The sequence below is a fragment of the Micromonospora sp. CA-248089 genome (assembly GCF_050948515.1).
GTDB lineage: Bacteria > Actinomycetota > Actinomycetes > Mycobacteriales > Micromonosporaceae > Micromonospora.
In genome coordinates this window covers 156,480-183,117 of record NZ_CP192016.1, presented here as the reverse complement: position 1 = coordinate 183,117, position 26,638 = coordinate 156,480, and the positions used below count along the sequence as shown (strand labels likewise).

Here is a 26,638-nt window from a genome sequence, read left to right as displayed (position 1 = left end):
CATGGCCGAGTTCTCGCTCGACCTGAACGAGGAACAGCGGGACCTTCGCGACTGGGTGCACGGCTTCGCAGCCGAGGTCGTGCGCCCGGCCGCGGCCGAGTGGGACGCCCGGGAGGAGACCCCGTGGCCGATCATCCAGGAGGCCGCGAAGGTCGGCCTGTACGGGTTCGAGTTCCTCGCCACCTGCTGGGCCGACCCCACCGGCCTCTCCCTGCCGATCGCCAGCGAGGAACTCTTCTGGGGTGACGCCGGCATCGGCCTGAGCATCTTCGGCACCTCCCTCGCGGTCGCCGCGATCTACGGCGCCGGCACCCCCGACCAGCTCGTCGAGTGGGTGCCGCAGTGCTTCGGCGACGTCGACTCCCCGGCCGTCGCCGCGTTCTGCACGAGCGAGCCGGAAGCCGGTTCCGACGTCGGCTCGATGCGTACCCGCGCCGTCTACGACGAGGCCACCGACGAGTGGGTGCTCAACGGGCAGAAGGCGTACGCCACGAACGGCGGCATCGCCGGCGTGCACGTGGTGACCGCCTCGATCGACCCCGAGCTGGGCTCGCGCGGGCAGGCCGCGTTCGTCGTACCCCCGGGCACGCCCGGTCTGGCCGCCACCCGCAAGCTGCGCAAGCTGGGCCTGCGCGCCTCGCACACCGCCGACGTCTTCCTCGACGACGTCCGGGTGCCCGGCCGCTGCCTGCTCGGTGGCAAGGACGCGCTCGACGAGCGCCTGGCCCGCGCCCGGTCCGGGCAGCGCGCCTCCGGCCAGGCGGCGATGCGGACGTTCGAGCTGTCCCGTCCGACGGTCGGCGCGCAGGCGCTCGGCGTGGCCCGCGCCGCCTACGAGTACGCCCTGGACTACGCCAAGGAGCGGGTCCAGTTCGGACGGCCGATCATCGAAAACCAGGCGGTCGCGTTCGCGCTCGCCGACATGAAGATGGAGATCGACGCGGCCCGGCTGCTGGTCTGGCGCGCCTCCTGGATGGGCCGCAACAACCGGCCGTTCACCGCCGGCGAGGGCTCGATGTCCAAGCTCAAGGCCGGCGAGGTGGCCGTCTCGGTGACCGACAAGGCGGTCCAGCTCCTCGGCGGCGCCGGCTTCCTGCGCGACCACCCGGTCGAGCGGTGGTACCGCGACGCCAAGATCTACACCATCTTCGAAGGCACCTCCGAGATCCAGCGGCTGGTCATCTCCCGGGCCATCTCCGGGATGCAGATCCGCTGACCACCGGCGGGCCGCGGCCCGACCCGTGACGGCACGAGAGTCGTCGCGGGCCGGGCCGCCGCTCCCGGGCCGACCCGAACCGCGATCGGGCACAAGATCACGCCGAACCGGGCGGCCGACCGTCCGGAGCCTGGTCGACGAACCACGAACGCGAAGGAGTTGCGCCGTGGACCTGCCGTTCATCGCCGCCACGCTGACCCGACGTGGACTGCTCGCCCCGGGCGGACCGATCCGGGTGGTCTCCCAGCTGAACGCGCTGCGCCGGTGGGGCTGGAGCCTCGCCGGGGAGCTGCGCCAGGCCGCCGCCCGCGACCCCGGCCGCGTCGCCGTGGTCGACGAACGCGGCGCCACCATGACGTACCAGGAACTGCTCGACCGCTCCGAGCGGCTGGCCCGGTCGCTGCGGTCCCACCTCGGCGTCCAGACCGGCGACCGGGTGGGGGTGCTCTGCCGCAACCATCACGGCCTGATCGAGGCGATAGTGGCCACGATGCTGCTCGGCGCGGACGCCGTCCTGGTCAACACCGGGCTGTCCGCCGCGCAACTGGTGACGGTGGCCGAGGAACAGGGCCTGCGCGTCCTCGTGCACGACGGCGAGTTCACCGAGCGCGTCCTCGGCCTCCCGGCCGAGCTGTACCGGGTCGACGAGCGGCGGCAGGAGGAGCTGATCGCCGCCGCGGTCCCCGGCGAGAAGCTCCAGCCGCCGGAGCGCGAGGGCCGCACCATAGTGCTGACCTCCGGCACCACCGGCGCGCCCAAGGGCGCCCGGCGGCCCACCCCGCACGGCTTCGGCCCGCTGGTGTCCATCATCGACCGCATCCCGCTGCACGCGAAGAACACCGTGATGATCGCCGCGCCGGTCTTCCACACCTGGGGGTACGCCGCCCTTCAGGTCTCGTTCGCGCTGCGCGCCACAGTCGTGCTGCATCGCCGCTTCGACCCGGCGGCCACGCTCGCCGCGCTGGTCGACCAGCGGTGCGACGCGATGTTCGCCGTACCGGTGATGCTGCAACGGCTGATGGAGGTGGCGCCGCCGCAGCCCCGGCCGGCGCTCAAGGTGGTGGCGGTCAGCGGTTCCGCGCTGCCCGGCAACCTGGCCGTCGCGTTCATGGACCGGTACGGCGACGTGCTCTACAACCTGTACGGCTCGACCGAGGTCTCCTGGGCCTCCATCGCCGGCCCGCGCGAGCTGCGCGCCGCGCCCACCACCGCCGGCCGGCCGCCGCACGGCACCCGGCTGGCCATCCTGGACGAGACCGGCCGGGCGGTCCGCGACGGCGAGGTCGGGCGGATCTTCGTGGGCAACGAGATGCTGTTCGAGGGCTACACCTCGGGCGCCGGCCGGGAGAGCCGCGACGGCCTGCTCGACACCGGCGACCTGGGCCGGCTGAACGCCGACGGGCTGCTCTTCGTCGACGGCCGCGCGGACGACATGATCGTCTCGGGTGGGGAGAACGTCTTCCCGTCCGAGGTGGAGGATCTGATCGCCCGGTTGCCGCAGGTCCGCGAGGTCGCTGTGATCGGCGTACCGGATCCCGACTACGGCCAGCGGCTGGCCGCGTTCCTGGCGCTGCACACCGGCGAGACGCTCGACCCGGAGGCGGTCCGCGAGTACGTCCGCCGCTACCTGGCCCGCTTCTCCGTGCCCCGCGACGTGGTGTTCGTGAAGTACCTGCCGCGCAACGCCACCGGCAAGGTGCTCACCCGGGAGCTGCGCCGCTACTTCGACTGATCGACATCGGACAGACAGCCCTGACCGCCCGGTGCTACGTTCTCCCCCGATCGAACGGGGACAACGGGGAGCACCACAATGGACCGGTTTCGGCGGCGTACCGCGCTCGGCCTCCTCGTCGGCGGCGCGTCCGCCGCCGCGCTCGGCTCGTTCGAGCCGGTCCACGGCAGCCGGCCCGACGACCCACCCACCCGGTGGCCGGTTCCGCCCGTCGAGCGGGAGAACCGCGCCGGCGGCGAGCCGTGGTGGCCCGCGCACGGCGGCCCGGCCTCCGACGACAGGCGGCGTCAGATCCAGGGGTACGCCTCGACGACGAGCGTCGCCCCCGGCGAGGTGATCGATTTCCACGTCGCGGTCAACCCCGGCGGCCGGTTCCGGATCAGCGTGCACCGCATCGGCTGGTACGACGGCGCGGGCGCCCGCACGATGCTGACCAGCCCCGAGCTGAGGGGCAAGCCGCAGCCGGTGCCGGTCGCCGACCCGGAAGGTGTGCTCGACTGCCGGTGGCCGGTGTCCTGGCGCCTGCCCGTCCCGCACGGCTGGACCTCCGGCCTCTACCAGGCGGTCTTCACCTCGGCCGGCGGCTGGCGGGCCTGCACGCCGTTCGTGGTGCGTGACGACAGGCGCCCGGCCGCGCTCTGCGTGGTGCTGCCGGTGACCACCTGGCAGGCGTACAACCAGTGGCCGCGCGACCGGCGGGTCGGCAAGAGCCTCTACAACGGCTACCGGCCCAGTGGGCGGCGCGACCCGGCGCTGCGGGCGCGCGCCGTCTCGTTCGACCGCCCGTACGCCGACGCGGGCCTGCCCACCCACTTCGACCGCGACGAGGCAGCGGTCCGGTGGCTGGAACGCAACCGCTACGACGTCAGCTACGCCACCAGCTTCGACCTGCACTCCGGGCGACTCGCCCCGGCCCGTTACCGGGGTCTGGTGTTCTGCGGGCACGACGAGTACTGGTCGGCCGAGATGCGCAGCGCCACCGAGGTCGGCCTGGACGGGGGCACCAGCCTCGCGTTCCTCGGCGCGAACAGCGTCTACTGGCACGCCCGCGTACGCCCCGCCGCGGACGGCCGCCCCGAACGCGTCGTCGAGTGCGCCAAGACACTGCCCGACCCGGGCGCCGGCACCGGCGACCCGACAGTGACCTGGCGCGACCTGGACCGGCCGGAACAGGCGCTCCTCGGCGTGCAGTACAACGGCATCGTGCTGACCCCGCAGCCGCTCGTGGTGCGCGCCGCCGACCACTGGGTGTGGGCCGGCACCGGCGTCGCCGACGGCGACCGCATCCCGGGCGTGGTCGCGGGCGAGGCGGACGGGCTGCACGCCGCCCTCCCCCGGCCCGCCGGGACCACGCTCAGCTCGTCGCCGTATCCGGCCCAGCAGGGCGGGCGGCGCCTCCAGAGCAGCCACGTCCACGAGACGGCACGCGGAGCTGTCGTCTTCGCCAGCGGCACGCTCGGCTGGACCCTGGCACTGGACCGGCAGGGGCACCGCGACCCGCGCATCGAGCGGGCCACGGCGAACGTGCTCGACCGGATGGTCGGGCCGGTCAGCCCGAGATCGTGATCCGGCCGTCCACAGCCGCCGCCGCGATGTCGGTGCGGTGGTGGGAACCGGCCAGCTCCACGTCGCGTACCAGGGCGTAGGCGGCGTCGCGCGCGGCGGCCAGGTCCGGCCCGGTCGCCGTACCGCAGAGGACCCGGCCGCCGGCGGAGCGCAACGTGCCGTCGGCGTCCCGGCGGGTCCCGGCGTGGATGATCCCGGCGCGGTCCGCGCCGGTGATCACATCACCGGTACGCGGGCCCGCCGGATAGCCGTCAGCCGCCACCACGACCGTGACCGCCGCGCCGTCGCGCCAGCGCAGCGGCGGGTGCGCGCCGAGCGTGCCGGTGGCGGCGGCGTGCAGCAGCCCACCCAGCGGCGTCTCCAGCAGGGCGAGCACGACCTGCGTCTCCGGGTCGCCGAAGCGCGCGTTGAACTCGATCACCCGCGGGCCGGACGGCGTGATGGCCAGGCCCACGTAGAGCAGGCCGGCGAACGGCGTGCCCCGGCGGCGCAACTCCGCCAGCGTCGGGTGCACCACGTCGCGCATCACGTCGTCGACCAGGCCGGGCGGGGCCCACGGCAACGGCGCGTACGCGCCCATGCCGCCGGTGTTCGGGCCGGTGTCGCCGTCGCCGACGCGCTTGAAGTCCTGCGCGGGCAGCAGCGGCACCGCCGCCTCGCCGTCGGTGACCACGAACAGGGAGACCTCGGGACCGGACAGGTACTCCTCGATCACCACCCGGCCGCACTCCGCGGCGTGCCGCTCGGCAGCGGCCCGGTCGTCGGTGACCACCACGCCCTTGCCGGCGGCGAGCCCGTCGTCCTTCACCACGTACGGCGCGCCGAACTCGTCGAGCGCGCGCGCCACCGCCGACGCGTCCTCGCAGGTGTACGCGCGGGCGGTCGGCACACCGGCAGCGGTCATCACGTCCTTGGCGAACGTCTTCGAGCCCTCCAGCCGGGCCGCCTCCGCGCTCGGGCCGAACACGGCGATGCCCTTGGCGCGTACCGCGTCGGCGACGCCCGCCACCAGCGGCGCCTCCGGCCCGATGACCACCAGGTCGGCCGCGACCTCGACGGCGAGGGCCGCCACTGCCGCCGGGTCGGTGGGTGTCACCTCCCGCAACTGCGCCACCGCAGCGATCCCCGGATTCCCCGGAGCCGCGAACAGCGCCTCGACGGCCGGATCCCCGGCGAGTCCGAGCGCGAGAGCGTGCTCCCGCCCACCACCACCCACAAGAAGTACGCGCACGACCGGCATCCTACTGACCGCCCCACCCCACCCCGTCGATCATGAAGTTGACGGCAGGATGTGAGATCGACATCGCCGTCAACTTCATGGTCAACGCCGGGTCCTCGCGGCCAGTGCCTGGCGGATCACCTGGGGGATGTAGTCGGGACGGAGGGTGTCGGGCCAGGTGAACCTGAGGACGGTCCAGCCGGCGTTGGTCAGACGGTTCTGCCGCTGCCTGTCGTCGAATAGCGCATCGGGCGTGGAGTGCGGACCACTTCCGTCCGCCTCGGCGATCACCCGGGCGGTCCGCCAGCCCATGTCGCCGATGCCGAGCAGGTAGCCGTCGGCGTCCCGCACCTCGACCTGGAGTGCGTCCGGCGGGACGCCGCCGTCGACGCACCGGAGACGGGTACGCGTCTCCAGCGGCGACTGGGCGCCGCCGTTCGCCTCGGCCAGGTAACGACGTGCGTTCACCACGCCCCGGCGGCCCGCGATCAGGGCGGGGATGGCCGCGAACTCGTCCTCACTGATCCGTCCCTGGTTGAGCGCCGAGTCGAGCAGGGCCACCGCGACGTAGCGACGTACCCGGAGGACGAGTTCCGCGAGCGTGTGCGTGGGAGCCGTCACCGGAATGCCGTCGACAGTCGTCAGCGCCTGCTCGGGATGCTCGAACTGGTGCAACGCCACGGCGGGATCCCTGACACGGGCCGGCCGCGCCGCGTGCCCCGGCACCGCGACGTGAATCGTGCCCGTCCTCGGCAGCCCCGCGATCCCGTGCAGCTCGGCTGCCGTGCCGAGAACGGCGTGCGCCTCCGGACCCAGCGACAGGACCGCCGCCCGGATCTGACGGCGTCGCTCCGCGCCGTCGGGTCCGGGGCGGTCGACGGCGTACGTCGCGCGAGCCAGCCGCCGCCACCGACGCGAGGTGAGAAGATTGTCGATCTCGTGCCGGCTGAAGCCGGCCCGGAGCGCCTGTGCACGGGTGACGACGCCACCCTGGTCACTCGCGATCTGCCGGATCACCCAAGCCCGTTCCACCCACCGAGCGTCCCCGCGCACGCCACCCACGCGAGACCCCTGTGGATAACCCACCCAACCCTGTGGACAACCCCGACCGGCCTTCGCCGTCGCCCCGTTGATCATGAAGTTAGCGGCAATGTGGATCTACAAAACGGCCGTCAACTTCATGATCAACCGGGTGGGTCCGGGCGGGGACCGGGGGCCCCGGGGGGTGGGGACGGGGTGGGGGTTAGGGGAGGAGGGGGTGGCGGAGGACGTTTTCCTCTCGGCCTGGGCCTACGCCTACCACGCTCACCCGGGTGCCGGTCAGCTCCTCGATGCGGGCGATGTAGCGCCGCGCGTTCTCCGGGAGCTCGTCCTCGGTGCGAGCCTTGGTGATGTCCTCCCACCAGCCGTCGAGCTCTTCGTAGATCGGCGTGGCGTGGTGGAAGTCGGTCTGCGTCATCGGCATGTCGTCGAAACGCTCACCGTTGATCTCGTACCCGACGCAGATCGGCACCTTGGCGAGGCCGGTCAGCACGTCCAGCTTCGTGACCACCAGGTCGGTGACGCCGTTGAGGCGGCACGCGTACCGGGCCACCACGGCGTCGAACCAGCCGCAGCGGCGCTCCCGGCCGGTGGTGGTGCCGTACTCGTGGCCGACCTTGCGCAGGTGCTGGCCGTTGTCGTCGAACAGCTCGGTCGGGAACGGGCCGGAACCCACCCGCGTCGTGTACGCCTTGCTCACCGCGATGACCTTGGTGATCGCGGTCGGCGGGATGCCCGCGCCCACGCACGCCCCGCCGGCCGTCGGGTTCGACGAGGTGACGAAGGGGTAGGTGCCGTGGTCCATGTCGAGCATGGTGGCCTGGGCGCCCTCCAGCAGCACGGTCTCGCCGCGGTCGAGCGCGTCCCAGAGCATCACCCGGGTCTCGGCGATGTACGGGCGCAGCCGCTCGGCGTACTGGAGGTACTCCTCGACGGTCTCCTCGACGTCGATCGCCTTGCGGTTGTAGATCTTGAACAGCAGCTGGTTCTTCTCGCGGAGCGCCAGTTCCAGCTTCTTGCGCAGGATGCCCGGGTCGAGCAGGTCCTGCAGGCGGATGCCCATCCGGGCGACCTTGTCGCCGTACGCGGGGCCGATGCCCCGGCCGGTGGTGCCGATGCGAGAGCTGCCGAGGTAGCGCTCCACCACCCGGTCCAGCGCCCGGTGGTGCGGCATGATCAGGTGTGCGTCACCGGAGATGCGCAGGCGGGACACGTCCACGCCGCGCTCGGCGAGGCCGTCGATCTCCTGCAGCAGCACCTTCGGGTCGACCACCACGCCGTTGCCGATCACGATCATCGCGCTCGGTGACAGCGCACCCGACGGCATGAGGTGCAGCGCGTACTTCTGGCCGTCCGGCGTGATCACCGTGTGGCCTGCGTTGTTGCCGCCGGAGTAGCGCACGACGTAGTCGACCCGCTCACCCAGCAGGTCGGTAACCTTGCCCTTGCCCTCGTCGCCCCACTGGGCGCCGAGCAGCACGATCGCTGGCATCTTCTCGCCTCCAGAAGGCTCGGGTGCCAGGTGGCGACCGGTCAGCGAGCCCGGGGTGTCAGGCTAACAAGTAGTGACGGTGGGACCAGCAGGGGTTGGTCGAGAAGCAGGAGGCTCCTTCGTGTACGACGTGGTGCTGCTCACCCTCGGCTCGGACCGGGACGCTCCCGGTGGTGGCTGCGGCAGCGGCGGCGCCTGCTGCGGCGGCGCGGACGACACCGCTGCCGAGAGCGGCGAGGAGCGCTGCGAGACGCCGCGCGTACCGGTGCTGGCCTGCGCGGACGAGCTGACCGCCCGCGGCGCCCGGGTGACCACGGTGACCGCGCGATCGGACCGGGAGATCGACGAGGTGCTGGCCCGCCTCGACGGCCCGCCGCGCGCCGACGGCCTCACCTGGCCCGACTCCGACGGCAAGACCCGGCTGGTCGTCGCCACGGCGAGTGACGGCCAGTTGCGCGCCGTCCTGCGCCGGCTGGTCCGCCGGTACGCTCCGCCGCCGAGCCGCCGCCCCGCGGACCTGGCCGACAACCGTACGGTGCCCGACCTGCCCCCGGTGGGCGTACTCCCGCTCGATCCGGCCCGGTCCGGGACGGCGCGGGACCTGGCCGCGCAGCTCGGGCTGCCCCGGGATCCGGCGGGTGTGGCCGCCGCGGTGCTGGACGGCACCGCCCGGCGGCTGGACCTGCTGCGCAACGACGGCGGCTCGGTGACGCTGGACGGCGCGCTGCTCGGCGCCGCCGACGACGCCGGCCGCCCGCTGCACTGGCGGGCCCGGGTCGAGGTCGACGGCACGGTGCTCAGCGACGGTTCCGAGCCGATCACGGCGTGCGCGATCGGCAACGCGGGCGGGTACGCGCGCCTGGGTGAGGTGGACCTGCTGGGCGGTCCGGATCCGGCCGACGGCCGGGTGACGGTGGGCGTCGCCGTACCGGTGGTGAGCCGGTCGGCGTTGGGCCGGAAGAAGGTCCGGCTGGAGGTGCGCCGGGCGCGGGGCCGTGCGGTGGCGGTGGTGCCCCGCGACGAGAAGGTGCCCTTCCTCGACGACGGCGTCGAGGGCGAGCTGAGCCGCAAGCGCTCCTGGTGGACCGAGCCGGGCGCCTGGGCGGTCTGGACGGGCTGACCTCGGTCGATTCCCTCCCGGCTCGCGGCGCTGGCCGGACCGCCTATCCTCGGCGGAAGGAATGGGGAGGAACCGTGGTGCACGAGAACGACGACCGGGCCCACGTACCGGGCCGGCCGCAGGTGCCGCAGCGGGACGTCGAGCCGCTCTGGCCGCCGGAGGAGACCGACGCGGCGGCGGCCACGATCCCGCCGTGGGCGTCGGTGCCCTGGCCGCTCCCGTCGGCCGACGCTCCGACACCGCCGGCGGCGGACGTCCCGGCACCACCGGCGGCGGACGTTCCGACGCCGCCGGCGCCCGCGGTCGACCTGGACCTGCCGTTCACGCTCGACCAGGCGACGTCCGGCCCGTCACCGGCCCAGCCGGCACCGACGACCACGCCCGCCCCGGACACGACCGCCGCCCGGGAGACCTCCGACGCGGACGACGAGGGCGCCGGGAACGGACGGGCCACCTCGCCGTGGGCACAGCCGCCGCAGCGGGCCGGGTCGGACTCCACCACCACGCCGGTCCCCGCCGACGCCACGGCCGCGGAGCCCGAGGCAGCGGAGGCCGACGGCACCGCGTCCGGCCGCGCCACCGTGCCGTCGCCGTCGCCGTCGCCGTCCGACGCTCGCTCCGAAGACGGCACGGTTTCCGGCCGCGCCGCTGTCACCGCGGTACCGCCCGCACCGTCCGACGCCCTCCCCACCGACGGCACCGTCGCGGGCCGGGCCACTGTCGCCGGTACGCCGGCCCCGCCGTCGCCGGACACCGGCTCCGGAGCGACAGGGCCCGGCGGTCCCGCGCCGGAGCCGCCGCGCCTCGGGCCGTTCCCGCCGTCGCCGGGCGTGCCGGCACAGCCGTCCCCCTACGGCAACGGCTACCCGCCGCCCGGCTACCAGCCACAACCCGGCCAGCCCGGGTATCAGCCGCAACCTGGCCAGCCCGGCTGGTACCCGCCGACCGGCTGGACGCCCCAGGCCGGCGTGCCACAGCCGGGCGCTCCGATGCCCCCGCAGGCGCCCGTGTCCGGCCCGGTGGCACCCCCGCCGGCGCATCAGCCCCCGGCCCACCCGGAGCAGGGCTGGACGCCGCAGCAGGCGGTGCCCCCGACCGCCGAGGACTTCGCCCGCCGCCGCCAGGCCCGGCCGGTCGACCCGGTGGCCACCATGGGCGTACGCGCGGTGGTCAATAAGATCGGGCTGGTCCGGCTCGCGCCCGGGCGGCACGAGCAGGAGATGAAGCGCGACATCGAGATGGTCCGCCGCAACTTCGGCGGGCTGCGCCAGGTGACGGTGGTCAACCCGAAGGGCGGCGCCGGCAAGACGGTGGCGATCCTGCTGCTCGCCATGACGTTCGGCCAGAAACGCGGCGGGTACGTGCTGGCCTGGGACAACAACGAGACCCAGGGCACCCTCGGCATGCGGGCGCAGCAGGACTTCCACGCCCGTACGGTGCGGGACATGCTGCGCGACCTGGCCCAGTTCCAGGGGCCGCACGGCCGGGTCGGCGACCTGTCGCAGTACGTCCGTTCGCAGGGCGAGGGCATGTTCGACGTGCTCGCCTCGGACGAGTCCGCGACCGGCGGCGAGATGCTCACCGCCGCCGCGTTCGCCGAGATCCGTGAGGTGGTCAGCCGCTTCTACAAGCTGATCTTCGTGGACACCGGGAACAACGTCCGGGCGCAGAACTGGCAGGCCGCCATGGACGCCACCGACCAGCTCGTGGTGACCATGTCGGCCCGTAACGACTCGGCCGAGACCGCCGCCCGGATGCTCGACCACCTGGAGCAGAGCGGCCGGCAGCGGCTGGTGCGGCAGGCGGTGACGGTGGTCTCGATGCCGCCGTCACGCAAGGAGATCGACCTGCCCGCGATCCAGGCCCACTTCGCGGCGCGGACCCGGGCGGTGCTGCTGGCGCCGTACGAGCGGCTCATCGACACCGGCGAGCCGCTGCGGTACGGGCAGCTCTCCTCCGCCACCCGGGACGCCTGGCTGAAGATCGCCGCGTCGGTGGCGGAAGGGCTGTAGGACGGGCGCGACGGCCGGCCCCCGGATCGGGACCGGCCGTCGCGGCAGTGGTCAGTCGCCGGAGAGCGCGTCTCCGGCGGCCGGGTCGCAGTCGCGGAGGAACTGGGCGCACCGGGCCGCCTCGTCCGCCTCGCCGATCTCCCCCGCGGCGCGGGACAGCACGTAGAGGCAGCGGAGGAAGCCCCGGTTGGGCTTGTGCGACCAGGGCACCGGGCCGTGACCCTTCCAGCCGCTGCGGCGCAGCTGGTCCAGGCCCCGGTGGTAGCCGGTGCGGGCGTACGCGTACGCCGCCACGACCTGACCCGCGGCGAGCGAGCGGCCGGCCAGCGCGGCCCACGCCGCGCTGTGGGTCGGGAATCGGGCCGCGACCTCGGCGTACGCCTCGTCGGTGCCCTGCTCGGCCGCCGCCGCCAGCGCGGCGTCGGCCTCCTCGTGGGCCGGGAGCAGGGTGGCCGGTGGCTCAGGCAACAGGTTCTGCATCGCCCCATTCAACCCGCTTCGCCCTCGGGTACGCGAGGGGCCTCGCCCGTACGGTTGGCTGAACGGCTGAGGGTTTCGTCACGCCTGCGGCGGGAGCACACGTACCCGCGGCCCATGCCGCCGCCGTGGTTCTTGCACTACAAATACAGATCCGGAGCCTCCCCAGGACCCGGTTACGCAGGAGCCCGGCGGCGTGCCCGCCGGGCTCCTGTCGTTCCCGCCCCCGGTTTCGGCACTTGCCGTGCGGGGGCAGGATGGCCTGGTGCCGACCCCACCACCCGCGGACGTCATCGAGCCGCACGCGCCCCACGTCAACGAGATCGAGACCCGCACCGCGTTCGAGCAGCGGCTGGCCGGGGGAACCCTGGCCGGTCTGACCGTGCAGGGCCTGCGCCTCGACCTCGACCCGGTACCCGATCTGCGCGGGATCGACGTCACCGGCACGCTCTTCGTGGGCTGCCGGTTCGCCGGCCGTGAGGTGGGCGCGGATCTGGTCCGCCGGGGCGCCAACGTGGTCCCGCCGTTCTCCGGGCTGCCCTACCCGACCCAGCCGTCGCACCTCTACACCGCCGACGAGCTGGCCGCCGGGTTCGCCGAGGGCGGGTTCGCCGAGATGTACGACACCCGGGTGTACGCGCACTTCCGGGCGCACGGCGGCGCGCTGCCGGACGTACGCGAGGCGCTCGGGCAGCGACTGCACGACCACGGCGTGGACAACGCGCTGGCCGACGCCACCCGGTCGTGGCTGGCCGCGCACGGGCCGCAGTCGGTCGTCGGGGTGATGGGCGGGCACGCGGTGCCGCGCGGCAGCGTCGCGTACCGGATGGCCGCCGTGCTGGGCTGGGAGCTGGCGCGGGCCGACCGCCTGGTGGTCACCGGCGGCGGTCCGGGCGTGATGGAGGCGGCGAACCTCGGCGCGTTCCTCGCGGCCTGGCCGGCCGAGGAGCTGTCCGCCGCGATCGACGTGCTCGCCGTCGCGCCGGACTTCACCGACCACGACCGGTACACGGCGGCGGCGCTGGCGGTGCGCAAGCGGTACGCGGACGGCCCGTCGCTGCCCTCGCCCCGCCCGTCGGCACCGGGCGCCGAGTGGGCCCGTTCCGGCGGGCTGGCCATCCCCACCTGGCTGTACGGCCACGAGCCGGCGAACCTGTTCGCGGGCCGGATCGCGAAGTACTTCTCCAATGCCATCCGGGAGGACACGATCCTGCGGCTGGCCCGGGGCGGGATCGTGTTCGCGCCCGGCAAGGCCGGCACCGTGCAGGAGGTGTTCCAGGCGGCCACCAAGACGTTCTACGGCACCGACGGGGCGAGCGGGGCGTACGTCTTCCTGGACCGCACGTACTGGACCACCGAGCTGCCGGTGGAGTCGTTGCTGCGGCCGCTGTTCGCCGCGTCCCCGTTCGGCGACCTGTCGCACACGATCCACCTGACCGACGACGTGCACGACGCCATCCGCCTGCTGGTGCAGTGAAAGGAAGGGCCCCCTCTTAACGCCTCCGGTAGAGGAAGGGCCCCTTGTTAACCGCTGCGGTTAACAAGGGGCCCTTCCTTACCCGCGAGGGGTCACTTCATGGTGGTGCCGGTGGAGCGCAGGTGCTCGCAGGCCTCGACCACGCGGGCGGCCATGCCGGCCTCGGCGGCCTTGCCCCAGACGCGCGGGTCGTACATCTTCTTGTTGCCGACCTCGCCGTCGACCTTCAGCACGCCGTCGTAGTTGCGGAACATGTGGTCCGCGACCGGGCGGGTGAAGGTGTACTGGGTGTCGGTGTCGATGTTCATCTTCACCACGCCGTAGTCCAGGGCCTCCCGGATCTCCGACAGCAGCGAGCCGGAGCCGCCGTGGAAGACCAGGCTCAGCGGCTTGTCCTTGCCGTACTTGGCGCCGACCGCGTCCTGGATCTGCTTGAGCACCTCGGGGCGCAGCTTCACGTTGCCCGGCTTGTAGACGCCGTGCACGTTGCCGAAGGTCAGCGCCGCCATGTAGCGGCCCTTCTCGCCCAGGCCGAGCGCGTCGACCATGGCCAGGCCGTCCTCGACGGTGGTGTAGAGCTTGTCGTTGATGGCGTTCTCGACGCCGTCCTCCTCGCCGCCGACGACGCCGACCTCGATCTCGAGGACGATCTTGCCCTTGGCGGCCTCGGCGAGCAGCTGCTCGGCGATCTCCAGGTTCTCCGCCACCGGCACGGCCGAGCCGTCCCACATGTGCGACTGGAACAGCGGCTCCTGGCCGGCCTTGACGCGCTCCTGCGAGATGGCCATCAGCGGCCGGACGAACTTGTCCAGCTTGTCCTTCGGGCAGTGGTCGGTGTGCAGCGCGATGTTCACCGGGTACTTCTTGGCGACCTCGTGTGCGTACGCGGCGAACGCCACGGCGCCGGTCACCATGTCCTTCACGGACGGGCCGGACAGGTACTCCGCGCCGCCGGTGGAGACCTGGATGATGCCGTCGCTCTCCGCATCGGCGAAGCCCTTGAGCGCCGCGTTCAGCGTCTGCGAGGAGGTCACGTTGATCGCGGGGTACGCGTACCGGCCGGCCTTGGCCCGGTCCAGCATCTCCGCGTAAGCCTCAGGGGAAGCGATGGGCATGTCGAACGCTCCTTACTTACCGCTCTCGGCCGTGCAGGCCGCTGTCTTCCATGGGCGCGACCGTTCCGGTCGCTCACGTCCATGGGTGCGCCGGACCGCGCTGTCCACCGCGGGCAGTATCCCGCAGGAGCGCGAGCGGGGCGCAACCGGCCCGGACGCCGCTCACCGATTCTCCAGCCGGTCCGGTACGACGACGCTGATCAGCCAGCTCACCACCGCGACCACGATGGCGCCCCAGAAGGCGGCCCAGAAGCCGTCCACGTGGAACGGGAGCTTCAGCACGCCGGCGATCCAGTCGGTCAGCATGAACAGCAGCGCGTTCACCACGAGCGCGAACAGACCGAGCGTGAGCAGGTAGAACACGCAGCCGAACACCTTGATGAGCGGCTTGAGCACCGCGTTGACCACGCCGAAGACCAGTGCCACCACGATCAGGGTGAGCACGTTGTTGCCGGTGTTGCGGCCGCTCACCTCCACCCCGGGCACGATCAACGTCGCGATCCACAACGCGACCGCGGTGATCGCCAGTCGGATCAGGAAGCCCATGGCAACCATCCTGGCACCGGCCGCGCTCCCGGAGCGGGACAATCGCCGACTCCGCGTTCCGCCCGCCACCCAGCGGCGGCCCGGAGCAGCCCGTACGGTGGTGGGGACGTTGCCCGCACGGAGATCAGGGAGGGACGATGGGTCAGCCCGACGAGGACTTCGCGCCCAGTGACCACCTCGCCCCGGAGGAGCGGGATCTGGAGGCCGAACCGGCCGACGCGGTGGAGCAGGCCACCACGGTGACCGACGACACCGACGGCGAGCCGCACCGCGGCATGGAGGTCGACGACTGGGACGCCATGGAGCAGGCCCGCGTCGTCACCGCCGACGAGGACGACTACCGCTGACCCGGCGCCGGGTCACCGCAGGGCGGTGGCCTGGGCCGGGTGGGCCGCGGCCCACTCCGCCAGCCGGTCGGCCCGCAGCGCGTCCAGGAACCCGGGGCTGAGCGCCGGGTCCGGCTCGAATCCGTGCCCCTTCTCCTCTGCGATGCGCACCGGAAGACTCAGCGCGACCGGCTCGGCGCCACCGGCCCGGCTGGTCGCGCCCACCAGCGCCGGCAGCGACAGGTCGCCGGTGTCGACCGTGACGGCCGATCCGACCCGCAGGAGCAGCCGGCCGAGTTGTGCCGGGTCCGTCGCCGTCCCCTGCTCCCGCAGCTGGTGGAGCAGGCCGGCGGCGTAGCGCGCCGCGTTGCGGTCGCGGTCCAGTCCGCCGTCGCGCAGGCCGTACCGCTGCCGCAGCAGGTCCACCGCCGCCGCGCCGCCCAGCCGCTGGCACCCGGCCGGGAACCGTCGCTCGGTGTGCACCGAGCGCACCGGCTCCGGCAGGCAGACCGGTACGCCGCCCACCGCGTCGGTCAGCTCCCGTGCCCCGGGGTACGTGAGCACGGCGCCGGCGTCGACGCGTACCCCGGTCAGCCGGGCGACCGCCTGGCGGGTCGTCCGGTAGCCGGCGGCCAGGTCGGTGCCCGCCCCGGGGGCGCGGGAGAAGGTCGCGTTGAGTTTCTCCGACCCTCCGCGCGCCGGTATCGGCACCAGCAGGTCGCGCGGGAGCGACACGAGGTAGAGCCGGCTCCGGTCGGCCGGCACGTGCACCAGCAGGATCGAGTCGGCACGGCGGCTGCCGGCGTCCTGGTCGACGCCGAGCAGCAGCACGTTCAGCGCGCCGCCGGGTTCCGGCTCCGGCGTGGCGAGCAGGGGCGCCACTGTGGGTGCCGGCGGCCGGGGCGCCATCGCGGTGAAACCGACCAGCGCGACGGCGGCGACCGCCAGCGCGGTGCCGGCCAGGCGTACGCGCCGACGGCGCCGACGGCGCATGACGACCGCCCGGTCGACGGCGGCCCGGACCGGGCCGACGGGCGGGGTGGACTCCTCGAGGCAGGCGAACGCGGCCCGCAGTTCGTCCTCGATCATCAGCAGACCTCCACGAGTTCGGCTCGGAGGGTGGCCAGCGCGCGCGAGATGCTGGACCGGACGGTGCCCACGGCGCAGCCGAGGATTTCGGCGATCTCCCCGTCCGGCAGGTCCTCGTAGTAGCGCAGCACCAGGGCGGCGCGCTGCCGCCGGGGCAATCGGGACAGCCAGGACCGGATCTGGTCCCGGTCGACGGTGGACTGGGCGTGGTCGGCAGTGGCGGGCACCGAGTCGTCGACCTCGCCGCGCAGCAGCACCCGTCGCGCCCACGAGCCGCGCCGCCAGTCGATGAACTGGTTGGTGAGCATGCGGCGCACGTACCGCTCCGGGACGTCGCTGCGAGCCACCCGCCGCCAGTGGAGCTGGACCCGGACCATGGTCTCCTGCACCAGGTCCTGGGCCTGGTGTGGGTCGCCGGTCAGCATGACCGCGTACCGCAGCAGGGCGCCCAGCCGCGCGTCGGCGAACTCCTCGTACGTCACTGCACCTCCCGGTGTCCGATTGATGGACGGTCCCGGGCAGCTGGAACATTGCGGTGACACCGATCATCCGTTCGGTCAATATTCATGATGTGGGACAACGCGATCCTTTAAGGAATCTTTAAGCTCCGTGGGCTCCACCTGAACACCCCCACGGGAGGACCCCCACATGCTCAGCAACTCCAGCCGGCGTTGGCTCGCCGGGTTGGGCGTCGCAGGCGCGTTCGTCGCCGCCTCCGCCACCCCCGGCTACGCCGCGGACTCCGAGGTCAAGCTCGGTGTCTTCTTCGGCGACACCACGATCGCCACCGATTCGGACGGCAAGATCGAGTCCAGCACCGTCCACAGCTCGGCCCCGGTCGTGCTGCACGACGTCACCGTCCGCTACGAGCTCACCGGCCTCGCCGGCAAGGTGACTGTCGGCAAGGATGAGGACACCTCCGCCGACTGCACCTCGCCGTCGGCGAACGTGCTCGTGTGCACGTTGCCCTGGGAGGTGGAGGTCGACGAGTGGGGCCACGGCGGGCTCTTCCCGGTGCAGATCAAGGCCACCGACAAGGCCGCGGACGGCGACGCCGGCACGATCAAGGTGACGCTGTCGGCGAACGGCTTCGACGGCGTCTCGCACGAGGCCAAGGTGCGCGTCGGTGAGGGCGTCGACCTGGCGGCCGGCCCGGAAACCACGGTGTCTGCCGCCCCCGGCAAGAGCTTCACCGCGCCGCTGAAGGTGACGAACGTCGGCGAGACCACCGCCAAGGGCGCCGCCGTCATCTTCTACAACGACTACGGCCTGAACTCCACCAAGCACTACAGCAACTGCACGTACGTCGGCGACGAGCTGCGCACCTGCCGGTTCGACGAGGAGCTTCCCGCCGGCGGCACGTTCGGCGCGACGCTGCCGTACGCGCTCGGCGCGGACACCATGGCACCGGGCTCCCGGTACGGCGAGATCATCTGGATGACGCCGAACGAGTTCGAGGACTTCGAGGGCTACCTCGACAACTACGACGTGACCATCGGCGAGCCGGGCACCGACGGCAAGCTGACGCTGGCCGAGGCCGCCGGCAAGGCCGCGGCGCGGGGCTTCCAGGCCGACCCCCGGCCGGAGAACAACGGCACGTACCTCGAGGTGAAGGTCACCGGCAACAACAGCACCGACCTGGAGGCGCTCGGCGCCACCGTGACCGGCAAGGCGGGCGCGACCGTCAAGGCGACGGTGGGGCTGCGCAACAACGGCCCGGCCACCCTGGACTACAGCCGCTCCGGCAGCTCGGTCACGTACCTGACCTTCGACGTGCCGAAGGGCACCACCACGACGGCGGTTCCGGAGAACTGCGCGCCGGTCAAGGGCGACGAGTGGGGTGAGCCCGGCCAGCCGGGTGGGCGTCACTACCGCTGCTACTTCGGCTCGCAGCTGAAGGTTGGCGAGACCGTCACGCTCGACTTCGGCCTGAAGATCGACAAGGTGATCGCCAACGACACCGGCCTCGTGAAGATCAACGTGCCGTGCGAGTGCGACGGTGGCTTCTACCGCGACGTGAAGCCGGCCAACGACACCGCCAAGGTCGTCGTCAACGCGGCGGCGGGTGGCGGCGACGGTGGGCAGGGCGGCGGTGACGGCGGCACGCTGCCGATCACCGGTTCCTCCACCAGCCTGATCGCCGGCATCGGCGCGCTGCTGCTCGGTGCCGGCGCGGTCGGCTACGTGCTGACCCGCCGCCGCCGGACCCGCTTCGTAGCCTGACCCGAAGCACCCCAGGTGCCCCGTCGACCCACCGGTCGGCGGGGCACCGCCACATAGAGACAAACAGACCAAGCAGCACGCCCGTCGACGAAGCCGGACCACGTCAGGTTTCCGGGGAGCCCGGCCCGCGCAGGGATCAAGCCTGACCGCCCGGAGCGGGTCGGGCTCCCCGGAAACCCCCACGACACGGACCAACAAACCAAGAGATCATCGACAAGTGCTGCTGACCCTCACCACGACCCACCGCCCCGCGACCGACCTCGGCCACCTCCTGGTGAAGCACCCGGACCGCGTACAGACCTTCGATCTGCCCGCCGGTGCCGCGCATGTGTTCTACCCGGAGGCGGACAAGGCGCGCTGCACGGCGGCGCTGCTGGTCGAGATCGATCCGCTCAAGCTGGGCGGCGGCCACCGGAACCGGGCACCGGAGGGCTTCGCGCTCGGGCAGTACGTCAACGACCGTCCGTACGCCGCCTCCAGCCTGCTCTCGTCAGCGCTGTCGAAGGTGTTCCGCTCCGCCCTGCGCGGCGAGTCGCGCGACCGTCCCGAGCTGGCGGCGAGCGCGATCCCGCTGGCCGTACGGGTGCCGGTGCTGCGCTGCCGGGGCGGCGCCGAGCTGGCGGTACGGATCTTCACCCCGCTGGGCTGGACCGTGACTGCGACCCCGATCCCGCTCGACGAGACGTACCCGGAATGGGGCGACAGCCGGTACGTCGACCTGACGCTGAGCGGCACGCTGCGGCTCGCGGACGCGCTCAACCACCTGTACGTGCTGCTGCCGGTGCTCGACGACGCCAAGCACTACTGGGTGGCGCCGGACGAGGTGGACAAGCTGCTGCGCGCCGGTGCCGGCTGGCTGGCCGGGCACCCGGAGCGGGGCCTGATCACGCGCCGCTACCTGGCGCACCGCCGCGCGCTCGCGGGCGAGGCGATGGCGCGCCTGACCGAGCTGCGACTTGCCGACGAGCCCTCCGCGGACGACAGCATCGAGCCGTCGACCGGAGAGCCGGCCGAGTCGCCGGGCGGCGGGGCCGGGACGGCGGAGGACGTCCGCCGCGCCTCCCTCGCGGTACGGCGTCGGGAGGCGGTGCTCGCCGCGCTGCGGGACAGCGGCGCGAGCCGAGTGCTGGACCTGGGTTGCGGTGGCGGCGCGCTGCTCACCGCGCTCGTCGCCGACCGGCGGTTCACCGAGGTGGTGGGCGTCGACGTGTCCGACCGGGCGCTGGCCGTGGCGGCCCGGCGGCTGCGCCTGGACCGGCTGCCGGAGCGGCAGCGGGACCGGATCCGGCTGTGGCAGTCCGCGCTGACCTACCGGGACGACCGGCTCCGGGGATACGACGCGGCGGTGCTGATGGAGGTCGTCGAGCACCTCGACCCGCCGCGCCTGCCGGCGCTGGAGGACGCGGTGTTCGGTCACGCCCGGCCGGGCACGGTGGTGGTGACCACCCCGAACGTCGAGTACAACGTGCGCTACGAGGGGCTCGAGCCGGGCCGGTTCCGGCACGCGGACCACCGGTTCGAGTGGACCCGGGCCGAGTTCGCCGCCTGGGTGGACCGGGTGGCGGCGGCCCACGGCTACACGGCGGTGCTCGGCGGCGTCGGCGACGACGACCCGGAGGTGGGCACGCCGACCCAGATGGCGGTGCTCACCCGCGCCGACCGCGACGAGCTGCCCGACCGCAACGAGAACACCGGCAACGACCGGAAGGAGGCGACGAACCGATGACCGTCCTGGACATCCCCGAGCTGGCACTGGTGGCGCTCGTCGGCGTCTCCGGCTCCGGCAAGTCCACGTTCGCCCGGCGGCACTTCGCGCCCAGCCAGGTGCTCTCCTCGGACACGTTCCGCGGCCTGGTGGCCGACGACGAGAACGACCAGTCCGCGTCGGCCGACGCGTTCGACGCGCTGCACCACGTCGCCGCCATCCGGCTGCGCCGGGGACTGCTCACCGTGGTCGACGCGACGAACCTCCAGCCGCACGCCCGCGCCGGGCTGATCCGGGTGGCCCGGGAGCACGACGTGCTGCCGGTGGCGATCGTGCTGGACGTGCCGGAGGCGGTGGCCTGGGAGCGTACGGAGGCGCGCGCCGACCGCACGCACGGTCGCCAGGTGCTCAACCGGATGCGCCGCGACCTGCGGCAGTCGTACGGGCGACTGGCCCGGGAGGGCTTCCGCAAGGTGCACGTGCTGCGCGGCGTGGAGGAGATCGACGCCGCGGAGATCCGCTACGAGAAGCTGTTCAACGACCGGCGCGACCTGACCGGCCCGTTCGACGTGATCGGGGACGTGCACGGCTGCCGTGCCGAGCTGGAGGCGCTGCTGTCCCGGCTCGGCTACGTGCTGCGGCACGACGACGCGGGCCGCCCGGTGGACGCGGCGCACCCGTCGGGGCGTACCGCGGTCTTCGTCGGTGACCTGGTGGACCGCGGCCCGGACTCGCCCGGCGTGCTCCGCCTGGTGATGGGCATGGTGGCGGCCGGCCACGCGATCTGCGTGCCTGGTAACCACGAGCAGAAGCTGCTGCGCAAGCTGCGCGGCCGGGACGTCAAGCTGACCCACGGCCTGGCCGAGACGATGGAGCAGCTCGCCGCCGAGTCGCCGGAGTTCGTCGCCGGGGTGGAGACGTTCATCGACGGCCTGGTCAGCCACTTCGTGCTCGACGGCGGCCGGCTGGTGGTGGCGCACGCCGGGCTGAAGGAGGCGTACCACGGGCGGGCGTCCGGCCGGGTGCGGTCGTTCGCGCTCTACGGCGAGACCACCGGCGAGACCGACGAGTACGGCCTGCCGGTGCGCTACCCGTGGGCGCGGGACTACCGGGGCTCGGCGATGGTCGTGTACGGGCACACGCCGACGCCCGAGCCGGAGTGGGTGAACAACACCATCTGCCTGGACACCGGTTGCGTGTTCGGCGGGAAGCTCACCGCGCTGCGCTACCCGGAGAAGGAGCTCGTCGCGGTCCCGGCGGTGAAGGAGTGGTACGCCCCGGCGCGTCCGCTGGTCCCGGTCGCGCCCGCGCGTCCGGACACCGTGCTGGACCTGGCCGACGTGACCGGGCGACGGCACGTCACCCACGCGTACGGGTCGCTGACCGTGCCCGCCGAGAACGCCGCTGCCGCGCTGGAGGTGATGAGCCGGTTCGCGGTCGACCCGGGGCGGCTGGTGTGGCTGCCGCCGACCATGGCGCCCTGCTCCACGTCAACTGTCGAGGGGTTCCTGGAGCACCCGGCCCAGGCGTTCGCCGACTACCGGGCCGCCGGTGTCGACCGGGTGGTGTGCGAGGAGAAGCACATGGGCTCGCGGGCGGTGGTGCTCGTGGAACGGGAGCCGGGCCGGTTCGACGGCGGGGTGGTGCACACCCGTACCGGTAGGCCGTTCTTCGGCCCGCCGCTCGACGGCGAGCTGCTGGCCCGGGTGCGCGCGGCGGTCACCGCCGCCGGTCTCTGGGCCGAACTGGGCACCGACTGGCTGCTGCTCGACACCGAGCTGCTGCCCTGGTCGGCGAAGGCGGGCGGGCTGATCCGCGAGCAGTACGCCGGGGTGGGCGCGGCCGGGCGGGCCGCGTTGCCGGCGGTGCTCGGGGCGCTGGACACGGCCGCCGGGCGCGGGCTGCCGGTGGCCGGGCTGCGCGACCGGATGGCCGGGCGGGCCGCCGAGGTCACCGCCTACTCGGCGGCCTACCGGGCGTACGTCCGGCCGACCGACGGGCTGCGCGGGGTGACGCTGGCGCCGTTCGCGGTGCTGGCCGGGGCCGGGGCGAGCTACGCCGACCGGGACCACGGCTGGCACCTGGCGCTGGCCGACCGGCTCTGCGCCGCCGACCCGGAGTTCTTCACCCCGACCCGGCGGCGGGAGGTGGACCTGGCCGACGAGGCGGCGGTGGCGGACGCGACGCAGTGGTGGCTGACGCTCACCGCGGCCGGCGGCGAGGGCATGGTGGTCAAGCCGTACGCGGGCCTGGCCGCCCGGACGCCGAAGGGCTCGCTGCTCCAGCCGGGGATCAAGTGCCGGGGCCGGGAGTACCTGCGGATCATCTACGGTCCCGGGTACACCGAGGCGGCGCAGCTCGCCGCGTTGCGCCGCCGGTCGCTGGGCCGCAAGCGCGGGCTCGCCCTGCGCGAGCACGGTCTGGGCCTGGCCGCCCTGGACGCGCTGGCCGAGGACGCCCCGCTCTGGCGCCGCCACGAGCTGGTGTTCGCGATCCTCGCCTGCGAGTCCGAGCCGGTCGATCCCCGCCTCTGACGACCATGCCCGGTCCGGCCGAAATGCCGGACCGGGCCGGGGTACCCTGTGTGGCCGTGGACACAGCAGAGAAGACCCGGATGTTCTCCGAGAGCGTGGCGTTGAACCCGCTCGACCCGAAGGACCTCATCCACACCTTCGGCATGATCGGCGTCTGGGTGATCCTCTTCGCCGAGACCGGGCTGCTGGTCGGCTTCTTCTTCCCGGGTGACTCGCTGCTGTTCCTGGCCGGGGTGGCCGCCTCCCCGGTGGCCGACGCCATCTTCGGCGACGGCACCCGCGTGTCCCTGGCCGGGCTGCTGATCGGCGGTCCGCTCTGCGCCATCGTCGGCGCCCAGCTCGGGCACTGGCTCGGCGCCCGGTTCGGCCGCCGCATGTTCGACAAGCCCAACTCCCGGCTGTTCAAGCGGGAGTACGTGGAGAAGGCGGAGTACTACTTCCAGAAGTTCGGCCCGGCGAAGGCCGTGGTGCTGGCCCGGTTCATCCCGATCGTGCGGACGTTCCTCAACCCGGTGGCCGGGGTGCTGGGCATGTCGTCCCGCCAGTTCTTCCTGTGGAACGTGGTGGGCGCGATCCTCTGGGTGGACGGCATCCTGCTGATCGGCTACCTGCTGGCCCGCCAGATCTACGACGCCATCGGCGACAAGATCGACAGGTACATCCTGCCGGTGGTCGCGCTGATCATCGTGATCTCGGTGCTGCCGATCTTCTTCGAGTTCCTGCGGGACCGGCGGGCACGCAAGCGCGGCGAGGCGGTCGCGGTGATCACCGCGGCGACCGTGGCGGGCACTGTGGAGGCGGCCCGTGAGGGCATCCACGAGCACGGTGACGGGCACGACGGTTCGCACCGCCGCTGAGCGGCCGTGTAAAGACAGCGAAGGCCGGCCCTCGGGCGAGGACCGGCCTTCGACGTCACTGCTCCAGCCGGGTCACACGGACGACGACAGCCGTCACCGTGCGCTGATGGCGCCACCCCTCGCACGCCACCGGTCACCCGGTCGGGACGACCCTCGTTCGGGTCGGCCCGAAGGTTTCAGCGAGCCTTCTTGGTGGCCCGCTTCCGCGGCGGGGTGAGCAGATCCGCGATCGTGGCGATCGCGGACGGCACCAGCCGGTAGTACGCCCAGACCCCGCGCTTCTCCCGCTCCAGCAAGCCGGCCTCGGTGAGGATTCGCAGGTGGTGGCTGACCGTCGGCTGCGAGAGGCCGAGCGGCGCGGTGAGGTCACACACGCACGCCTCCCCCTCGGGAGCCGACTGGATCAGGCTGAGCAGCCGCAGCCGTGCGGGGTCAGCGAGGGCCTTGAGGACCCCCGCAAGCCGCTCGGCGTCGGCGCGTTCGATCGGCTCGCCGGCAAGCGGCGAGATCTGAGGCATGGTCATTTCAGCCAACGCAGTTCCCACGTATTCCATCCTTCCACCAGCAGCATCGATCCGCCTGCATATCAGCAGATCCGAATCGGCAAACTTTTACGCCACAAGGCCGAGGTCAGCCAACGTATAGGCCGCCCGATAGGGCAATCCGGCGGCTCGCACCGTGTCGCCGGCACCTCGATCAACAATAACCGCCACACCCACCACCTCGGCCCCTGCCTCACGCAATGCCTCGACAGCCGTCAACACACTTCCACCGGTGGTGGAGGTGTCCTCGACCGCCAGCACCCGCCGCCCGGAGACGTCCGGCCCCTCGATCCGGCGCTGAAGACCGTGAGCCTTGCCCTCCTTGCGGACCACGAAGGCGTCGACAGCGCGGCCGGTGCCCGCCGAGGCGTGCAGCATGGCGGCGGCCACCGGATCGGCGCCCAGGGTCAGCCCACCGACCGCGTCGTACGCCCAGTCGGCGGTGAGGTCACGCATGACCCGACCGATCAACGGAGCCGCCTCGTGATGGAGCGTGACGCGACGCAGATCCACGTACCAGTCCGCCTCGCGGCCCGACGAGAGCACCACCCGGCCATGCACCACAGCGAGGTCAGTGATGAATTTGCGCAGGTCGTCGTGGTCGCCCATGGCCCAAGAGCGTACTTCGCAAGTCTGAGCGCCGTGCTTCGGGTCTGCCCTGGTCAACCCTGCGGGCGACGGACGGGTGGCAATGGGCGGCTACGCTGTGCGACCGTCCATCCCGGCCGGCCGTCGCACCGGCTCGCCGACGGTCGGCCACCGGTGCGCCGCGCTACCGGCCGACAGTCCCCCGGGTGTCCCGCCGGAAGCCACGCAGCAGGCGTTTCGGCGCGTGCCGCAGTCCGGCCGCCGCCACCTTGTACTTCCAGTCCGGGACACTCACGGACTTGCCTTTATGCAGGTCACGAAGCCCTTCGGCGACCACATCGTCGGCTCGCAGCCAGGCCCAGGCGGGCAGGCGGGACATGTCGATGCCCGCGCGTTCGTGATTTCCGGTTCGTGTGTAGCCGGGGCAGAGCGCCATCACGCGTACGCCGAGCGGCGCGACGGACTGGCCGATCGATTCACTGAAATTCGTCACCCACGCCTTGCTGGCCGAGTACGTGGATCCCGGCATGGGGACACCGAAGCCCGCGACGGAAGAGACATTTATCACTGCCCCGTGGCCTCGTTCGATCATCGGACCGAGGGCGGCATGGGTCAGACGCAGCACCGCGAGCACGTTGAGCCGTACGAGTCGCGCCTCGTCCGCCACCGACGAACGGACGAACGGGGTGTTCAGACTGATGCCGGCGTTGTTGACGAGCAGCTCGATCGGCGTACCGGCGGCCAGCCGGTGTTCGACAGCCGCACAACCGTCCTCGGTGGACAGATCGGCGGCGATCGTCTCGGCGTCGCCACCGTGCCGGCCGGTCAGCTCGGCCGCCAGCGCGTCGAGCCGAGCCGCGTCCCGGGCCACCAGGACGAGGTCCTAGCCGTCGGCGGCGAGCCGCCGGGCGAACGCCTCGCCGATGCCGAGGCTGGCGCCGGTGACCAGGGCGCGGCGCCGGGAGGGGTGGGTGTCACCGGTCATCGGCGGTCCTCGGGGGGTGGCGGGAACCCGCCCGACGGGGCGGGCGGCGCGGACGGCTGGTGCAGGCCGGGCGGCGGTCCCCAGGGCGTCGGCCCGGTGTTCGGCGCGCCGGACACCGTCGCGCCGTAGCCGGACAGCCGCAGCGGTGCGGTGCGGCGGCGCAGGAACGCGCCGGACGACGGCAACGTGAGCAGCGCGGCGACCACCAGGTAGCCGAGGATCTGCGCCACCGACACCGTCGCGTTCACCGGGATCCACCACGAGGGGTAGGCGTCACCGACCAGTCCCAGCAGCTCGGCGGTGATCCGGTCGTCCGCGCCGAGCCGCAGCGGGGCGGCCCGCTGGCCGACCAGCACCGCCAGCCCGCAGCATCCGCAGAGCAGGCCCGTACCGGCGACCACCCAGGTCGCCGTGCGGGCGGCGGGACGGCCGGCGAGCAGGCCGAACGCGAGCCCGGCCAGCAGCAGGGCGGCAAGCACGCCGATGACGGCGGCCAGCACCGTGGAACCGCGCAGCAGGCCGGCCACCTGGTCGATGTCGCCGCCGCTCGCGCCGGTCCGTTGCGCCGCCGCGTTCCGGAACCGGTCCACCGTGCCGCCGCCGACGGCCAGGTTGGCCACCGCGTACGCCACGGCGCCCACCGCCATCGCCAGCAGCAGCGCCGCCGCGGCGAGGACCGTGCCGGGCCGGCGGGGTGCGGCCCGATCGGGGTACGACACGACTGATCCCTCCGGTAGGCGTCGGCTTGCAACCTACTCGGAGGGATCGTCGGCGTC

General features: G+C 73.0%; 22 protein-coding genes and 1 pseudogene. 11 read left to right on the top strand and 12 right to left on the bottom strand.

What is annotated here, in order from left to right; all coding sequences use genetic code 11:
- Position 1 precedes the first annotated feature (1 nt).
- From ACQP26_RS00900 to ACQP26_RS00890, 3 genes are all read left to right on the top strand, one after another.
- On the top strand, positions 2 to 1,216 hold the full coding sequence (locus ACQP26_RS00900) for an acyl-CoA dehydrogenase family protein (protein ID WP_281579361.1): 1,215 nt from the start codon (positions 2 to 4) through the stop codon (positions 1,214 to 1,216).
- A gap of 166 nt (positions 1,217 to 1,382) precedes the next feature.
- Positions 1,383 to 2,948, top strand: coding sequence for an AMP-binding protein (locus ACQP26_RS00895; protein ID WP_433494677.1), 1,566 nt, complete (start codon positions 1,383 to 1,385; stop codon positions 2,946 to 2,948).
- A gap of 78 nt (positions 2,949 to 3,026) precedes the next feature.
- Complete coding sequence (locus ACQP26_RS00890; protein WP_433494676.1) at positions 3,027 to 4,514, top strand: N,N-dimethylformamidase beta subunit family domain-containing protein; 1,488 nt, start codon at positions 3,027 to 3,029, stop codon at positions 4,512 to 4,514.
- Here the strand turns inward: ACQP26_RS00890 and purD are convergent.
- The 3 genes from purD to ACQP26_RS00875 form a co-directional block, all read right to left on the bottom strand.
- Positions 4,498 to 5,745, bottom strand: coding sequence for a phosphoribosylamine--glycine ligase (purD, locus tag ACQP26_RS00885; protein WP_433494675.1), 1,248 nt, complete (start codon positions 5,743 to 5,745; stop codon positions 4,498 to 4,500). The genes ACQP26_RS00890 and purD overlap by 17 nt on opposite strands.
- 90 nt (positions 5,746 to 5,835) lie before the next feature.
- Positions 5,836 to 6,765 (bottom strand): type IV toxin-antitoxin system AbiEi family antitoxin domain-containing protein, encoded by a 930-nt coding sequence (locus tag ACQP26_RS00880; RefSeq protein WP_281579365.1) that lies wholly within the window; start codon positions 6,763 to 6,765, stop codon positions 5,836 to 5,838.
- 211 nt (positions 6,766 to 6,976) lie between these two features.
- Complete coding sequence (locus ACQP26_RS00875) at positions 6,977 to 8,266, bottom strand: adenylosuccinate synthase (protein ID WP_120572356.1); 1,290 nt, start codon at positions 8,264 to 8,266, stop codon at positions 6,977 to 6,979.
- A 121-nt stretch (positions 8,267 to 8,387) separates the two neighbouring features.
- On the opposite strand from ACQP26_RS00875, the gene ACQP26_RS00870 reads away from it, so the two are divergent.
- Positions 8,388 to 9,386, top strand: coding sequence for a diacylglycerol kinase family protein (locus ACQP26_RS00870; protein WP_269703115.1), 999 nt, complete (start codon positions 8,388 to 8,390; stop codon positions 9,384 to 9,386).
- 74 nt (positions 9,387 to 9,460) lie between these two features.
- Positions 9,461 to 11,398 carry a MinD/ParA family ATP-binding protein gene (locus ACQP26_RS00865; protein WP_269703117.1) on the top strand — a complete coding sequence of 646 codons (1,938 nt, stop codon included), beginning with the start codon at positions 9,461 to 9,463 and terminating at the stop codon, positions 11,396 to 11,398.
- Between the two features lie 51 nt (positions 11,399 to 11,449).
- Here the strand turns inward: ACQP26_RS00865 and ACQP26_RS00860 are convergent, their stop codons facing one another.
- Positions 11,450 to 11,878 carry a DUF3151 domain-containing protein gene (locus ACQP26_RS00860; protein WP_269703120.1) on the bottom strand — a complete coding sequence of 143 codons (429 nt, stop codon included), beginning with the start codon at positions 11,876 to 11,878 and terminating at the stop codon, positions 11,450 to 11,452.
- Between the two features lie 262 nt (positions 11,879 to 12,140).
- Between ACQP26_RS00860 and ACQP26_RS00855 the strand changes: the two genes are divergently transcribed.
- Positions 12,141 to 13,352 carry an LOG family protein gene (locus tag ACQP26_RS00855; protein WP_269703122.1) on the top strand — a complete coding sequence of 404 codons (1,212 nt, stop codon included), beginning with the start codon at positions 12,141 to 12,143 and terminating at the stop codon, positions 13,350 to 13,352.
- A 92-nt stretch (positions 13,353 to 13,444) separates the two neighbouring features.
- On the opposite strand, the gene fbaA is transcribed toward ACQP26_RS00855, so the two are convergent.
- Positions 13,445 to 14,467 (bottom strand): class II fructose-bisphosphate aldolase, encoded by a 1,023-nt coding sequence (fbaA, locus tag ACQP26_RS00850; protein ID WP_269703123.1) that lies wholly within the window; start codon positions 14,465 to 14,467, stop codon positions 13,445 to 13,447.
- A gap of 162 nt (positions 14,468 to 14,629) precedes the next feature.
- Entirely contained in the window at positions 14,630 to 15,013 is a 384-nt protein-coding gene (locus tag ACQP26_RS00845; RefSeq protein WP_030500566.1) for a phage holin family protein, read from the bottom strand.
- Between the two features lie 137 nt (positions 15,014 to 15,150).
- Between ACQP26_RS00845 and ACQP26_RS00840 the strand changes: the two genes are divergently transcribed.
- Entirely contained in the window at positions 15,151 to 15,360 is a 210-nt protein-coding gene (locus ACQP26_RS00840) for a hypothetical protein (RefSeq protein ID WP_018785499.1), read from the top strand.
- Between the two features lie 12 nt (positions 15,361 to 15,372).
- On the opposite strand, the gene ACQP26_RS00835 is transcribed toward ACQP26_RS00840, so the two are convergent.
- Positions 15,373 to 16,428, bottom strand: a complete 1,056-nt coding sequence (locus ACQP26_RS00835) for an LCP family protein (protein ID WP_433494674.1) — start codon at positions 16,426 to 16,428, stop codon at positions 15,373 to 15,375.
- Positions 16,428 to 16,910, bottom strand: coding sequence for a SigE family RNA polymerase sigma factor (locus ACQP26_RS00830; RefSeq protein ID WP_433494673.1), 483 nt, complete (start codon positions 16,908 to 16,910; stop codon positions 16,428 to 16,430). The genes ACQP26_RS00835 and ACQP26_RS00830 overlap by 1 nt, the downstream gene beginning before the upstream one ends.
- Positions 16,911 to 17,076: 166 nt before the next feature.
- On the opposite strand from ACQP26_RS00830, the gene ACQP26_RS00825 reads away from it, so the two are divergent.
- From ACQP26_RS00825 to ACQP26_RS00810, 4 genes are all read left to right on the top strand, one after another.
- Complete coding sequence (locus ACQP26_RS00825; protein WP_433494672.1) at positions 17,077 to 18,651, top strand: LPXTG cell wall anchor domain-containing protein; 1,575 nt, start codon at positions 17,077 to 17,079, stop codon at positions 18,649 to 18,651.
- A gap of 217 nt (positions 18,652 to 18,868) precedes the next feature.
- Entirely contained in the window at positions 18,869 to 20,377 is a 1,509-nt protein-coding gene (locus ACQP26_RS00820) for a 3' terminal RNA ribose 2'-O-methyltransferase Hen1 (protein WP_433494671.1), read from the top strand.
- Positions 20,374 to 22,890, top strand: a complete 2,517-nt coding sequence (locus ACQP26_RS00815; protein ID WP_433494670.1) for a polynucleotide kinase-phosphatase — start codon at positions 20,374 to 20,376, stop codon at positions 22,888 to 22,890. The genes ACQP26_RS00820 and ACQP26_RS00815 overlap by 4 nt, the downstream gene beginning before the upstream one ends.
- A gap of 23 nt (positions 22,891 to 22,913) precedes the next feature.
- Positions 22,914 to 23,747 (top strand): DedA family protein, encoded by an 834-nt coding sequence (locus tag ACQP26_RS00810; RefSeq protein WP_433496066.1) that lies wholly within the window; start codon positions 22,914 to 22,916, stop codon positions 23,745 to 23,747.
- 176 nt (positions 23,748 to 23,923) lie between these two features.
- Here the strand turns inward: ACQP26_RS00810 and ACQP26_RS00805 are convergent, their stop codons facing one another.
- From ACQP26_RS00805 to ACQP26_RS00790, 4 genes and pseudogenes are all read right to left on the bottom strand, one after another.
- Positions 23,924 to 24,301, bottom strand: a complete 378-nt coding sequence (locus ACQP26_RS00805; RefSeq protein WP_007454255.1) for an ArsR/SmtB family transcription factor — start codon at positions 24,299 to 24,301, stop codon at positions 23,924 to 23,926.
- Positions 24,302 to 24,358: 57 nt separating this feature from the next.
- Complete coding sequence (gene pyrE, locus ACQP26_RS00800) at positions 24,359 to 24,898, bottom strand: orotate phosphoribosyltransferase (protein ID WP_091413808.1); 540 nt, start codon at positions 24,896 to 24,898, stop codon at positions 24,359 to 24,361.
- A 163-nt stretch (positions 24,899 to 25,061) separates the two neighbouring features.
- Positions 25,062 to 25,862, bottom strand: a pseudogene (locus tag ACQP26_RS00795) (SDR family NAD(P)-dependent oxidoreductase).
- The gene (locus ACQP26_RS00790; protein ID WP_433494669.1) at positions 25,859 to 26,581 is read right to left on the bottom strand and encodes a hypothetical protein; all 723 of its coding nucleotides are present in this window, start codon (positions 26,579 to 26,581) and stop codon (positions 25,859 to 25,861) included. The pseudogene ACQP26_RS00795 and the gene ACQP26_RS00790 overlap by 4 nt, the downstream one beginning before the upstream one ends.
- Between the last annotated feature and the right edge of the window lie 57 nt (positions 26,582 to 26,638).

Excerpts from the sequence above, each read along its gene's own strand:
- ACQP26_RS00900 (WP_281579361.1), top strand. The coding sequence starts at position 2 with ATGGCCGAGTTCTCGCTCGACCTGAACGAGGAACAGCGGGACCTTCGC.
- ACQP26_RS00890 (WP_433494676.1), top strand. The coding sequence starts at position 3,027 with ATGGACCGGTTTCGGCGGCGTACCGCGCTCGGCCTCCTCGTCGGCGGC.
- ACQP26_RS00875 (WP_120572356.1), bottom strand. The coding sequence starts at position 8,266 with ATGCCAGCGATCGTGCTGCTCGGCGCCCAGTGGGGCGACGAGGGCAAG.
- ACQP26_RS00860 (WP_269703120.1), bottom strand. The coding sequence starts at position 11,878 with ATGCAGAACCTGTTGCCTGAGCCACCGGCCACCCTGCTCCCGGCCCAC.
- fbaA (WP_269703123.1), bottom strand. The coding sequence starts at position 14,467 with ATGCCCATCGCTTCCCCTGAGGCTTACGCGGAGATGCTGGACCGGGCC.
- ACQP26_RS00845 (WP_030500566.1), bottom strand. The coding sequence starts at position 15,013 with ATGGGCTTCCTGATCCGACTGGCGATCACCGCGGTCGCGTTGTGGATC.
- ACQP26_RS00840 (WP_018785499.1), top strand. The coding sequence starts at position 15,151 with ATGGGTCAGCCCGACGAGGACTTCGCGCCCAGTGACCACCTCGCCCCG.
- ACQP26_RS00835 (WP_433494674.1), bottom strand. The coding sequence starts at position 16,428 with ATGATCGAGGACGAACTGCGGGCCGCGTTCGCCTGCCTCGAGGAGTCC.
- ACQP26_RS00825 (WP_433494672.1), top strand. The coding sequence starts at position 17,077 with ATGCTCAGCAACTCCAGCCGGCGTTGGCTCGCCGGGTTGGGCGTCGCA.
- ACQP26_RS00815 (WP_433494670.1), top strand. The coding sequence starts at position 20,374 with ATGACCGTCCTGGACATCCCCGAGCTGGCACTGGTGGCGCTCGTCGGC.
- ACQP26_RS00810 (WP_433496066.1), top strand. The coding sequence starts at position 22,914 with ATGCCGGACCGGGCCGGGGTACCCTGTGTGGCCGTGGACACAGCAGAG.
- ACQP26_RS00805 (WP_007454255.1), bottom strand. The coding sequence starts at position 24,301 with ATGGAATACGTGGGAACTGCGTTGGCTGAAATGACCATGCCTCAGATC.
- pyrE (WP_091413808.1), bottom strand. The coding sequence starts at position 24,898 with ATGGGCGACCACGACGACCTGCGCAAATTCATCACTGACCTCGCTGTG.